Source organism: Arcobacter sp. F2176, assembly GCF_004116465.1.
In the GTDB taxonomy this organism is placed as follows: Bacteria; Campylobacterota; Campylobacteria; order Campylobacterales; family Arcobacteraceae; genus Arcobacter; species Arcobacter siniprincipis.
Window position 1 is genome coordinate 1 of record NZ_PDJV01000005.1, and the last position, 13,183, is coordinate 13,183.

A 13,183-nucleotide genomic window follows, 5' to 3' on the forward strand; every position below is an offset into this window, starting at 1 on the left:
ATATATTTATCATCTTATATCCTTTTTACAAATAAATTTTTTGATGAGAAATATTAGCAAAAATAAAAATGGATTCTTGGAAATATTACAAAATGTAAGAAAAATAAAAAATGAATCTCAAAAGTATTTATTGAATAATTATATATTATCGTTAGTTTCTAGTTTAATCATTTCAAAATAATCAAAACCCAAAAAACCTGATTTCTTTATAAGTTCTAGTTCATCATTTACTTTAAATTTTGATGTTTCAGTATAGTATCTCTTAGTTTTTTTAGTTTTTTTAGTTTTTAAATTAACTAAAATAAGATAATCTCCTCTTGCAGTTGATGTAAAATTATGAACACCTTTTGACGATACTTTATATATTTGTTTACTTATTATATTACTATCATAATTTTTATTTAAATATTTTGGCAAAGAAAATCCAATAATTGTAAATACAATTATACTTATAATATACAAATTGTCTTCTCTATTTATTTCTGAATATAATGGCTGATTTCGTTTCAAATACATTACCCGATTATTTTTAAAAAAATTTACTTTTATAAAAATGAATAAAGCAAAAAATATAATTGACACAAGAATTTGTAGACAACTAAATAAGTAATAATCTATAATTTCAGAATTCCAACTACTAAACATAAAAAATGCACTTATGGAATAAGTAAGTAAAAGATAATAAGGGATTACTTTTCGCAATACTTTTCTCCATTATATTAATTACATTATCATAACAAAAAGTATATAAAAAATTATAGGATTCAACAAGGGGCGTAGTCTCCTTTTACAAGTAGAATGAAATTCAATTTTCATTTAGATTAAGATTCTAAAATTTTTTGAGTTTTTTTGATAACTTAAGGAGTTGTTAAAATGATAGTAAAATTTAAACTGCAAGAAACATATCAATTATTTAATGAAGATAAATATCAAAATCAAGAAATAAGTGTGAAGTTAATTTTTAAAGAAATAAAAAAAGCCCGACATAATCACTCAAATAAGTAATTATATCGGGCTTCTTTATGGCACGCCTGGTAGGATTCGAACCCACAACCACCCGGGCCGAAACCGGGAGCTCTATCCAGTTGAGCCACAGACGCATTTAAAAATGGATTGGAATAGTATCACAGCTTAGCTTATAATTGTTTTATAAAATAATTATATGCCTATTTTGTGATAGTATCGATTAGTATTAATATAAAGAAAATTATACCTAAATATCCATTTACAGTAAAAAATGCCTTATCTATTTTTCTAAAATCTTTATTTACTAAGTAGTGTTCATAACTTAACATTACAGCACTAACTATTACAGCTAAATATGCAAAAGCACCACTTCCAGAGTTTATTACAAATAAAAGCCAAAATAAAACTGTAAAACTATGTGCTATCTTTGAAAATAGCATAGTATTTTTTGCCCCAAAAACACTTGGTACGGAATGAAGTCCTAGTTTTTTATCCACATCTATATCTTGTAGAGAGTAAAGTAAATCAAACCCAGCAACCCAAAACATAACCCCAATACTTAAACAAATAGACCATAAAGTAATAGTTTCACTAATGGCTACAACTCCAGCAATTGGAGCTAGTCCTAAAGAAACACCTAAAATAAGGTGCGCAAGATAAGAAAATCTTTTAAAATATGAGTATGAACCAATCACTAGTAAAATAGGAACAGCTAAGATTAAAGCAAGTTTATTTACAAAAGCTGCAACAATTATAAATCCAAGGGCATTTAGAAGAGTAAAAGTCAAAATTGACTTAGCTGATAATCTTCCATCAACATTTGGTCTATTTTCTGTTCTTGGATTTAAAGAATCAATATCTCTATCTAGGTATCTGTTAAATGCCATCGCAAAATTTCTAGCTGTAACTGCTGCTAAAATTCCTAAAAAAAACAATCTCCATCCAAACCAACCATTTGCTGCTACAACCATCGCTATAAATATAAAAGGTAGTGAGAAAATCGAGTGTTTGAACATAACTAGTTCACTAAAATCATTAAGTTTTTTCAATATATTATTCATGTGGCGTATTTTATCAAATAAATTATTTAAAAGATATTTTGTATTTAATTGTTTTATGAGTAACAATCAAATATTATAATATAATCTTTTCATAATAAAAGGACGGAAATAATAATGGATCCAAAACATATTGATAAAATTGAATTAGTTTATTTAAAAAAAGAAGATCACAACTCTATTTGCTCTTTAATGGAAGATGAATATCGTCATCTTGATGAATCATCTTGGAGTAAAGAAGAGTTTGAATCCTTAATAGAAAAATTTCCAAATGGACAAGTTGCAATAAAAATTGATGGGGAGTTTGCAGGTTTTGCCCTTAGTATTATAGTTGATTATACAAAGTTTGATGATACACATAGTTATAAAGAAATTACTGGTAATTATACCTTTGACACTCATAATGATAATGGAAATATGCTCTATGGAGTAGATGTTTTTATTAATAAAAAGTATAGAGGTTTAAGACTTGGTCGAAGATTATATGATTTTAGAAAGGAGCTTTGTGAAGAGCTTAACTTAAAAGGAATAATTTTTGGAGGAAGAATTCCAAATTATGCTAAATATGCAGATGAAATAACACCAAAAGAGTATATACAAAAAGTAAAAGAGCGAGAGATTTATGACCCAGTACTTAATTTTCAACTTTCTAATGACTTTTATGTAAAAAGAGTAATAAAAAATTATCTTGAAGGTGATATTGATAGTAAAGAGTATGCTTGTTTATTAGCTTGGAATAACATCTATTATGCAAAACCAACGATAAAACCAATGGCACAGAAAAAAGTCATAAGATTGGGACTTATTCAATGGCAAATGAGACTTTATAAAAACTACGAAGAAGTAATCGAACAAGCTGAATATTTTATAGATGCCGTATCTGGATATAGAAGTGACTTTGCACTTTTTCCAGAATTTTTCAATGCTCCATTAATGGCAGAATTTAATCACCTAAGTGAAGCAGACGCCATACGAGAACTTGCAAAATATACGGAGAGATTTAAAGAAGACTTCTCAAGACTTGCCATTGCATATAATATAAATATCATCACAGGAAGTATGCCAGAACTTATTGATGGAACACTCAATAATGTAGGTTTTGTGTGTAAAAGAGATGGTGAAATAGAAAAATATGCCAAAATACATGTAACACCAGATGAACAAAAAGTTTGGGGACTTAAAGGCTCAGATAAAATAAAAGCCTTTGATACAGATTGTGGGAAAATTGGAGTACTTATTTGTTATGATAGTGAGTTCCCAGAGTTAAGTAGACTTCTAGCAAAAGAAGGGATGGATATACTATTTGTACCATTTTTAACGGATACTCAAAATGGTTACTCAAGAGTAAAAATTTGTGCCCAAGCAAGAGCTATAGAAAATGAGTGTTATGTAGCAATCGCTGGTTGTGTAGGGAACTTGCCAAAAGTTGAAAATATGGATATCCAATACGCCCAATCAGCAGTATTTACCCCTTGTGATTTTGCATTTCCAGCAAATGGTATAAAAGCTGAATCAACACCAAATACTGAGATGATACTTATAGCTGATGTTGATTTAGAGCTTTTAACAGAACTTCATAGTTTAGGTAGTGTAAACAACCTAAAAGATAGAAGAACAGATATTTATGATGTAATAAGAGTATAGGAAACCAAGGTTTATGAAAGAAATAGCAATCATAGGCGCAACAGCTTCAGGAAAAACTGGTTTATCAATAGAGTTAGCCCATAAAACTAACTCTATAATCTTATCTTTAGATTCACTTTCTGTTTATAAAGAAATAGATATAGCCTCTGCTAAACCTACGCTTAAAGAGCGTGATGGAATCATACATTTTGGTATCGATGAAGTTTTTGTAAATGAGAGTTTTGATGTGGTTGAATTTTTGCAATGTTATAAGAAAGCTAAAGAATTCGCAAAACAAAATGAAAAAAATCTTATTATCGTAGGTGGGACAGGCTTTTACCTTAAAATATTAATTGAAGGTATAAGTGAAGGTGTAGGAGAAGATGTAAAACTTGATATGCCCCATGAAGATATTTATAAAATGCTTTTTGATTTAGATAAAACATATATGGAAAAAATAGCTTCAAATGATAGATATCGTATACAAAAAGCTTATTCTATTTATAAAAAAAGTGGCTTGACTCCTAGCCAATATTTCATAGAAAATCCAAAAAAACCACTCTCCCCAGAGCTTAAACTTTTTGAGATATATTGGGATAGAGAAGAGTTAAAAAAAAGAATAGCTCTTCGTACAAAACAGATGATAAAAGATGGAGTAATAGATGAAGTTCTTTTTTTAGAGAAAAAATATACAAGAAAACCAAATGCGATGAGTTCTATTGGTATTCTTGAGACATTAGAATTCATTGATGGTAAACTTACAAAAGAACAACTAGAAGAAAAGATATCCTTAAATACTTCAAAACTAGCAAAAAGACAAAATACTTTTAACAAATCACAATTTAATCAATTACAAGAGACAAATATTATAGAGAACTTAAATTCAGATATTCTTAAGTATTTTACAGTATAATCCCAATCTTATTTTAAATATCTAATAAAGGGCGACAAACGAGACTCGACCTTTTGTTAAATATTACATAATTAAAAGGAAACAAAGTGAGAAAAGAAATTCACCCAGACTACAAAGCTTGTGTTGTAACTTGTTCTTGTGGAAATACTTTCGAAACAAAATCAAATGTTGAAACAATGAGAATCGATATTTGTTCAGCTTGTCACCCATTCTTTACAGGTGAGCAAAAAATCGTTGATGCTGCTGGTAGAGTAGAGAAATTCAAAGCTAAATACGCACAAAAATAAGACAACAAGTCTTATAATGCTAACTTTAGTTCCAACTCCAATAGGAAACTTAGAAGATATTTCTAAGCGTGCACTTGATGCCCTATTGGAAGCGGAACTTATTTTTTGTGAAGATACAAGAGTAACAAAAAAACTTCTAACACTTTTTGCTTCAAAATACAATCTAATTTTTCCTTGTACAGATTTTAAATCATTTCATTCACATAATGAACAACAAGTTTTAAAAACATTATCAAAAGATATGTTTGATAAAAATATTGTATATGTAAGTGATGCTGGTATGCCTTGTGTTTCAGACCCAGGAGCAACTTTGGTAGAATATGCCATACAAAATGATATAAAATATGATGTTATCCCAGGAGCCAATGCAGTTTTAACAGCCTTTGCCATGAGTGGATTTGAACATACAGAATTTACTTTTTTTGGTTTCTTAGCCCATAAAGGTGTTGAGAGAAAAGAGAAACTACAAAAAGTAATGAATAGTGAAATCCTACCAATTTTATATGAATCACCACATAGACTTTTGAAACTTTTAGAAGAGTTAAAAGATATTGATGAAAATAGAACTATTTTTTTAGCAAAAGAGTTAACAAAACAATACCAAACAACTTTTAAAGATAGTGCAATAAATCTTTATACTAAAATTAAAGAAACAACTATAAAAGGTGAATGGGTAGTAATCATTGAACCCATTTCAACTACTGGGAAAAATCTAAGTTTAGAAGATATAAAAGAGCTTGATTTAGCACCAAAAGTAAAAGCAAAACTTTTATCTAAATTAACTGGTGAAAAAATCAAAGATATCTATCAAAAACTTTTAGACGAAAACTAATTTTAAAAACCTTTTTCTAATATCTCCAATTCATGTTGTATATCTTCAATTGCTTTTATACTTTGAATTAATTTATCGAAACTACCTTTTTTCTCTTCAATAAAATTATTACTATGAGTAGAGCTATCATTAATTTTATCAATTGAAATATTTATTTTTTCCATATTTGAAGATATGTCTCGTAATTTTTCACTTGTGGTTGTTATTGAATTAGATATGGTATCGATACCTTTTATTGCTACATCAACTGATTTATTACTATCAGTAAGACTTAATTGACTTCTTTGGGCAAGTTTTTTTACCTCATCAGCAACAACTTTAAAACCTCTTCCAAACTCTCCTGCACGAGAAGCCTCTATTGCTGCGTTTAATGCTAAAAGATTTGTTTGAATCGCAACTTCAGAGATTGCATATAAAACATTTTTGATATCTGCAGCATTTTTTGTCAACACTTCCATATCTGCAACTAATTTAATATTTGAATCAACATTATTTAATATTTCTTTTGTAAAAGCTTCAAATCTTTTTGTAACATCATCTATTACTATCGCTTCTTCTTTTGTATTATCATAAATAAAGTTTAATATATTTACCATATCTTGAATTAATGGAAATGTATTTTTAAGATTATCTACAACAGTAGTTCTTACTCTTGAAAAAAGTTGATATTGGTTTATCTCCCTTTGTTTAAAATAACAACAATATGAAGCATATTTATCAACAAAATTATCAGCATACTCATCACTGAAATTATTATCATCTTCTACATTATAAAAGAAAAGTGCTGTCAAAGTTTGATTTATATTTAATCCTAATAATTCTCCAAAAGTGGAACTTCCTGCTAATGGAATATCATTGAATGTTTTTATACCATTTAAATTATCTGCATTTAATAATCTTCTTAAAATACAATCATTAAATATAGCACCTATTGGTTTTTCTTTTTTCTTCGAAGAAAACTTTCGATAGTCACTTTCTGTTTGAGAAGTAAACTCTTTATTTTTTACAAGGTATAAAATATCTCCAAATGCTATATCACAGAAAAAAGAGATGTTTTTATTTTCTATATCTACATTAGATACTGATCTAATATATATTTCATCTTCAACTTTAATAGCAAAAGTATATTGACTAAGTAAGTTTGGTAAATCTTCTAATGTACAATTTAATCTTGAACATAGAGCATCAACAAAATTTATAATTTTATTATCACTTGTTTTTAAAACACTTTGTACACTTCTATTTAATACATTTGATTGGGCTATCAAAAATGCCATATCTGTTAAATCACCACTTTGTGATTTAAATACACCATACTTAATGTTTGGTTTTAATTTTATCAAGGTAACAACAGCGCTATGTCTTACTGGCTGTGCATTATTATAAATATATGTTTCTTTAAAATCTAATTTACCTCCAGCTGATCCACCTATTAATAAACAAGGTAGTTTCCCACTTGCGTAAACAGCTTCAGTAAAAAAACTTTCACTATTTGATAAACCATCTACTAAAGTAAATGCCAAACTATCAGTATGGTTTATTTTAAAAGAAATATTGAATCTATCTATTTCATTTTTGATTTTTTCAATTCGCTCTTTATGAGATATTGTTTGAGAAGCAATACTTTCACTATATAATGGTACGGTAAATACTTCAACTTTATCAATAATTTCATCACTAAAACTTTGTAAAACAATATTATTCCAACCCTCATTTGTCTCATGATACAAAGAGTCTCTTTTTTCATTTAGATTAAATGTACAAAGTTCCCCCGCTGTTGTTGATAAGACTACTTTTGTAGAATTAGGAAAAAAGTTTCTTATTTTTGAAGAAATCTCTTGAAAGTCTATATTTGGAGAGATAAATCCTAATACTAATTTCGGAGCATTTTCTTCAAAAAATAACTCACTTATAAGTAAATCACTTAAATTAGTATTATCAGTAGTTAGAATTTTTATAAAATTTGTGTTTAACTTTTCCATTACTTGTATCCCTTTTTTATTTGTAAGTCTACTCTAATTATATAGCCTGATTAAAGCAAAATGTTAAAATAATTTTACAAAAGATATTTATCAACATATTTTAGATAAAATCCCCCTATGATAATATATGGCAAACAAATAGTTTTATACGTTTTAGACAATCACCCTTCAATCATTGAAGAGGTTATGTTTTCTAAAGAATTAGATAAAAAGATTTTTTCAAAGTTTTTAAAACTTGGTAAAAAAATAATCAGACTTGATAACAAAAAAGCCCAATCTTTGGCAAAAGGTGGGAATCATCAAGGATTTTTTCTAAAACTTAAAGAAGAGTTCGATTACACTCCAATAAACGAAATGAAACAAAACAATTTTATAGTAGTACTTGATGGTCTTACAGATGTAGGTAACATAGGAGCAATTACAAGAACTGCTTATGCACTTGGAGTAGATGGAATAGTTGCAGCTGGAGTAAAATCTCTTAATGAATCAGGGGTTATACGAACTAGTTCTGGTGCTATGCTTGACATGCCCTTTTCTTTGTATCCCAACTCTTTGGATCTTGCAAATGAGCTAAAGCAGTGTGGTTATGCACTTATTGGTGCAACTATGAATGGGACAGATTTAAAAAAATATGGAACGATAACAAAAGAAGATAAAGTTGCTCTTTTCTTAGGAAGTGAAGGGGAAGGTTTATCTAATAAAATTATTAGTAAATTGGATTTAAAAGTATCAATTGGTATGGAAAATAATTTTGATTCTTTAAATGTATCTGTTGCAGCTGGTATTTTAATATATAATTTAATGAAATAAAGTAAAAGAGTAAACTGATGATAAAAAAAATTTTAATTTCTGTTTTTTTAGTGATAAGTCTTAATGCAAATGAATTGTTAAATCAAAAAATTGAAAACTTCATTGGTACTCATAGCTATCTTACACATAAAAATTTAGTAAATTTTATTTTTAAAAAAGAGTACTTGTTTACTACAGTTGATGGACTTAACTATCAAACTATTTTAAAAACTTTAAAAGAGAATGGTTTATTAACTCTTGCATTTAATGCACCTAAAGATATAGAAGTTACTTTTAAAATAAATAGTAGCCCAACTAAATCTTTAAAAATTTTAAAAGATACATTAAAGTCACTTGGATACTACTACTATTTTACAAAGCATACGGTTTATGATGGAACTGAAACTTTAACTTGGACAATAAAGTTAAAAACAGAAGCCGCCATTGATCCTTTAGTCTTATCAAATGAGCTATTTCAACATGATTGTAAAGTATTAAATATAACTAAAGAAGAAAATGATAAATGGGTATATGAATTAGATACAACAAATGCATCTTTATATGATGCGACATATGTATCAACAAATGAAAAAGTATCTTTTTCTAAACCTTTATCTCCATATTTTATAAAAATTGATAAAGCAAGTAATATATTCATAGCAAGTAAAACACTTAATAGTTGGCTTCCTTATGTAGTATTTTATGATGATCATTTGAATATACTAAAGGTATCCAAAGAAGAAAAAGTATATAGAAATATAACACTTTCTATACCAGAAAATACAAGATATATTAAAATAACAGATTTGTACACGCTATTTAATATAAAGCGTGGATTAACAGTACTAATCAAGGAGTAGTCGTGTTCCCAGAAATTGAATTTGAAAGAATGAAAAGACTTCCAAACTATGTGTTTGCAGAAGTAAATAATATAAAAATGGAAGCTAGAAGAAAAGGTGAAGATATCATAGATTTCTCAATGGGAAATCCAGATGGTCCAGCACCTCAACATATAACTGACAAGTTAAAAGAAACAGCTGATAAACCAAAAAATCATGGTTATAGTGCAAGTGCAGGTATTTATAAACTAAGACTTGCTATTTGTAATTGGTATAAAAGAAAATATGGTGTTGATTATTTAGACCCAAATAAACATGCAGTTGCTACAATGGGAAGTAAAGAGGGATATGTTCACTTAGTACAAGCTATTGTAAATGTTGGTGATGTCGCAGTAGTTCCAGATCCTACATATCCTATTCACTCATATGCTTTTATGCTAGCTGGTGGATGTATTCATAATTTTGAATTACCATTTGGTAGAGACTTTAAAGTTGATGAAGATGAATTCTTTGTAAGATTAAATAAAACATTAAGAGAGTCAATACCAAAAGTTAAATATGTAGTAGTAAATTTTCCACACAATCCAACTTGTGCAACAGTTAGACCTGAGTTTTATCAAAGATTAGTTGATCTTGCAAAAAAAGAGAGATTTTATATTATCTCTGATATTGCATACGCTGATATTACTTTTGATGGATATGTTACTCCATCTATTTTCCAAGCTGAGGGTGCTTTAGATGTTGCTGTTGAATCATTTACTTTAAGTAAATCTTATAACATGGCAGGATGGAGAGTTGGGTTTATTGTTGGAAATGAAAAACTAGTAGGGGCTTTAAAAAGAATCAAATCATGGCTTGATTATGGTATGTTTACACCTATTCAAGTAGCTGCAACTATTGCACTTGATGGACCACAAGAGTGTGTTAAACAACATACAGAAAAGTACCATTATAGAAGAAATGTTATGATTGAAGCTTTTAAAGATGCTGGATGGAATATGGATATACCAAATGCATCTATGTTTATTTGGGCAAAAATCCCTGAAAAAGCTGCACACTTAGGAAGTATGGAGTTCTCTAAACAACTTCTTACAGAAGCCAAAGTGGCAGTAAGTCCTGGTATTGGATTTGGTCAATATGGAGACCAATATGTAAGAATTGCTTTAATTGAAAATGAAAAAAGAATTAGACAAGCAGCAAAAAATATAAAGAAATATTTAAATAGTTTATAGGAAAAGAAATGTTAAAAATCGCAATTATTGGTGTAGGAACTGTTGGAGCAAGTGTTGCAAATATATTAAAAGATAATAAAGATATTATTACTTCGCGTGCTGGAATTGAAATTGTTCCTACTATTGGTGTTGTAAATGATTTAAACAAAAAAAGAGATGTAACTATTGAATTAACAGATGATTTAGATAAAGCTTTAAATGATGATTCTATTGATATCATTGTTGAACTTATGGGTGGTGTTGAAAGACCATACGAAATCATTAAAAGAGCGCTATTAAAAGGTAAACCAGTAGTTACAGCTAATAAAGCTCTTCTTGCATATCATAGATATGATTTAGAAAAACTAGCTGGTGATATTCCATTTGAATATGAAGCAGCAGTTGCTGGTGGGATTCCTATTATCAATGCTTTAAGGGATGGATTATCTGCAAATAATATAGAATCAATTAGAGGTATTTTAAATGGTACTTGTAATTATATGCTAACTAGAATGATAAATAATGGTGTTGATTATGATTCTATATTAAGAGAATCTCAAGAGTTAGGTTATGCAGAAGCTGATCCAACTTTTGATGTTGGTGGATTTGATGCAGCCCATAAACTTCTAATCTTAGCTTCAATTGCTTATGATGTTGATGCTAAACCTGAAGATATATTAATAGAAGGAATTCAAGATATTGATACTCCAGATATTGATTTTGCCAATGAGTTTAACTATTCTATCAAACTATTAGCTATTGCAAAAAGAGTTGGTAAACAAATAGAATTAAGAGTTCATCCTGCATTTATTCCAAAAAGTGAAATGATTGCAAAAGTTGATGGAGTAATGAATGGTATATCTGTAATTGGTGATAAAGTTGGTGAAACTATGTATTATGGACCAGGAGCTGGTGGAAATGCAACTGCAAGCGCCGTTATTGCAAATATTGTAGATATTGCAAGAAGAGGTAAAGGTGCACCAATGTTAGGATTTGAGTTTGATTATAAAGCAAACCTAACAATCATGCCAAAAGATGAAATTGAGACAAAATACTATTTAAGACTTAGAATTGAAGATAAAGTAGGTGTTTTAGCAAAAGTTACTAAAATATTAGGTGAACATGAGATTTCTATTGAAAAAATGATTCAAAAACCATACAATACAACTTGTGCCCATCTTTTACTTTCTACTCATGTTTGTATAGAGAAAAATATAAATAAAGCACTAAAAGAAATAGAAAATTCTGGTGTTGCAACTACTAAACCAGTTATGATCAGAATAGAAGATTAATAAAATTTAAATAAAGGCTTCAATTGAATAAGACTCAATATTTAATTGAAGAACCTATTCCAAAACTTATAAAAGAATTAGCAATACCTGCAAGTACTGGTATGTTTTTTAATACAATGTACAATGTTGTAGATACATTTTACGCAGGCTTAATTTCCACAGAAGCAATTGCTGCATTATCCCTATCATTTATGATATATTTTTTAATTACAGGTTTTGGATATGGTTTTTCATCGGCAATTAGCGCACTAATTGGTAACTCTTTTGGAAAAAAGAAAAATCACCTTGCATCAATCTATGCCCATAAAGGAATTGGTTTCTTAGTTATTCTAGGAGTTATATTCTCTATACTTGGATATTTTGCTTCTCCTATGTTATTTAAACTACTTGGAGCAACAGATGCTTATCTTGATATTTGTTTACAATATATCAATGTAATACTTTTTGGTACTATTTTTTTTATGGCCAATTTTGCACTTAATGCAATACTTGTATCAAAAGGAGATACAAAAACATATAGAAACTCTTTGATTTTTGGTTTTTTTGCAAACTTAATATTAAATCCTTTGTTTATGTATGGTTTTTGGATTATTCCAGAAATGGGAATAGCAGGTATTGCCTTCGCAACTGTTTTAGTTCAATTTATAAACATGTTTTATATGCTTTATAAAGTGCTACAAACAAAGATAATCCACTTTGATAGGTTAGAGTACTATTTACCTAATTTAAGAGTTTATAAGGCTTTCTTTAAGCAAGGAATACCTTCTAGTTTAAATATGCTAACTATGGCTTTTGGTTCTATTATTCTAACTTACTATGTAACACAATATGGGTATAAAGCAGTTGCAGGATATGGAATTGGATTTAGAGTTGAACAACTTATGTTACTACCAGCACTTGGACTTAGTACTGCTGTTCTTTCACTTGTATCAAATAATTATGGAGCAAAACAATTTAATAGAGTAAAAGAGATTGTTATGTTGTCATTAAAATATGGCTTTATGATATCAACATTTGGAATTATATTTTTATATGTTTTTGGGAAAATTATAGTTGCTCAATTTGATGATGATATAACAGTTATCGAATATGGCTTTAATTACTTACTTGTTGAAGTATGGATATTTTATGCTTATATTATTTTATTTATTTGTGTATCAACTCTTCAAGCTATAAAACAACCTAAGATGATATTTTATATAGGAATATATAGACAACTTATAGCTAAAGCAATAGTTTCATATATCATTGTAAGCTATTTTAAACTTGATTATATTTATTTGTTTGTGGGTATGTTACTTATGATTTATAGTGCAGCTATATTTGCTTATTTTTATACTATGTATAAGTTAAGAGTATTATGTAATATAAGAGTGTAGAAGACTACACTC

The 13,183-nt window shown here is 28.4% G+C and carries 13 protein-coding genes and 1 tRNA gene; 10 read left to right on the top strand and 4 right to left on the bottom strand.

All coding sequences use genetic code 11. From position 1 onward, the window contains the following. Positions 1–138 precede the first annotated feature (138 nt). Complete coding sequence (locus CRU95_RS05970; protein WP_129100231.1) at positions 139–510, bottom strand: hypothetical protein; 372 nt, start codon at positions 508–510, stop codon at positions 139–141. Between the two features lie 363 nt (positions 511–873). Here CRU95_RS05970 and CRU95_RS16790 point away from each other — a divergent pair, with 363 nt between their 5' ends. After that, complete coding sequence (locus CRU95_RS16790) at positions 874–1,005, top strand: hypothetical protein (protein ID WP_258238646.1); 132 nt, start codon at positions 874–876, stop codon at positions 1,003–1,005. A gap of 18 nt (positions 1,006–1,023) precedes the next feature. Here CRU95_RS16790 and CRU95_RS05975 read toward each other — a convergent pair. Together CRU95_RS05975 and mqnP are read right to left on the bottom strand one after the other, a co-directional pair. Further along, positions 1,024–1,100 (bottom strand) — tRNA-Arg (locus tag CRU95_RS05975). Positions 1,101–1,166: 66 nt separating this feature from the next. After that, a complete protein-coding gene (gene mqnP, locus CRU95_RS05980; RefSeq protein ID WP_129100232.1) occupies positions 1,167–2,027 on the bottom strand; it encodes a menaquinone biosynthesis prenyltransferase MqnP in 861 nt (286 codons plus the stop codon). Positions 2,028–2,141: 114 nt separating this feature from the next. Here mqnP and CRU95_RS05985 point away from each other — a divergent pair, with 114 nt between their 5' ends. From CRU95_RS05985 to rsmI, 4 genes are all read left to right on the top strand, one after another. Beyond that, on the top strand, positions 2,142–3,668 hold the full coding sequence (locus CRU95_RS05985; RefSeq protein ID WP_129100233.1) for a carbon-nitrogen hydrolase family protein: 1,527 nt from the start codon (positions 2,142–2,144) through the stop codon (positions 3,666–3,668). A gap of 13 nt (positions 3,669–3,681) precedes the next feature. Continuing rightward, positions 3,682–4,560 (top strand): tRNA (adenosine(37)-N6)-dimethylallyltransferase MiaA, encoded by an 879-nt coding sequence (gene miaA / locus CRU95_RS05990; RefSeq protein ID WP_129100234.1) that lies wholly within the window; start codon positions 3,682–3,684, stop codon positions 4,558–4,560. Positions 4,561–4,646: 86 nt separating this feature from the next. Continuing rightward, positions 4,647–4,847, top strand: coding sequence for a 50S ribosomal protein L31 (gene rpmE, locus CRU95_RS05995; protein ID WP_129100235.1), 201 nt, complete (start codon positions 4,647–4,649; stop codon positions 4,845–4,847). A 16-nt stretch (positions 4,848–4,863) separates the two neighbouring features. Beyond that, on the top strand, positions 4,864–5,679 hold the full coding sequence (gene rsmI / locus CRU95_RS06000; protein ID WP_129100236.1) for a 16S rRNA (cytidine(1402)-2'-O)-methyltransferase: 816 nt from the start codon (positions 4,864–4,866) through the stop codon (positions 5,677–5,679). Between the two features lie 2 nt (positions 5,680–5,681). Here rsmI and CRU95_RS06005 read toward each other — a convergent pair whose 3' ends face one another. Beyond that, entirely contained in the window at positions 5,682–7,661 is a 1,980-nt protein-coding gene (locus tag CRU95_RS06005; RefSeq protein ID WP_129100237.1) for a methyl-accepting chemotaxis protein, read from the bottom strand. Between the two features lie 117 nt (positions 7,662–7,778). On the opposite strand from CRU95_RS06005, the gene rlmB reads away from it, so the two are divergent. Genes rlmB through CRU95_RS06030 form a run of 5 tightly spaced genes read left to right on the top strand, consistent with a single transcriptional unit; the run spans position 7,779 to position 13,171 of the window. Further along, positions 7,779–8,471, top strand: a complete 693-nt coding sequence (gene rlmB / locus CRU95_RS06010) for a 23S rRNA (guanosine(2251)-2'-O)-methyltransferase RlmB (protein WP_129100238.1) — start codon at positions 7,779–7,781, stop codon at positions 8,469–8,471. Between the two features lie 17 nt (positions 8,472–8,488). Then, a complete protein-coding gene (locus CRU95_RS06015; protein WP_129100239.1) occupies positions 8,489–9,310 on the top strand; it encodes a hypothetical protein in 822 nt (273 codons plus the stop codon). Between the two features lie 2 nt (positions 9,311–9,312). Next, the gene (locus CRU95_RS06020; protein ID WP_129100240.1) at positions 9,313–10,521 is read left to right on the top strand and encodes an LL-diaminopimelate aminotransferase; all 1,209 of its coding nucleotides are present in this window, start codon (positions 9,313–9,315) and stop codon (positions 10,519–10,521) included. Positions 10,522–10,529: 8 nt separating this feature from the next. Further along, positions 10,530–11,792, top strand: a complete 1,263-nt coding sequence (locus CRU95_RS06025) for a homoserine dehydrogenase (protein WP_129100241.1) — start codon at positions 10,530–10,532, stop codon at positions 11,790–11,792. A gap of 23 nt (positions 11,793–11,815) precedes the next feature. Next, complete coding sequence (locus CRU95_RS06030) at positions 11,816–13,171, top strand: MATE family efflux transporter (RefSeq protein ID WP_129100242.1); 1,356 nt, start codon at positions 11,816–11,818, stop codon at positions 13,169–13,171. Positions 13,172–13,183 lie beyond the last annotated feature (12 nt).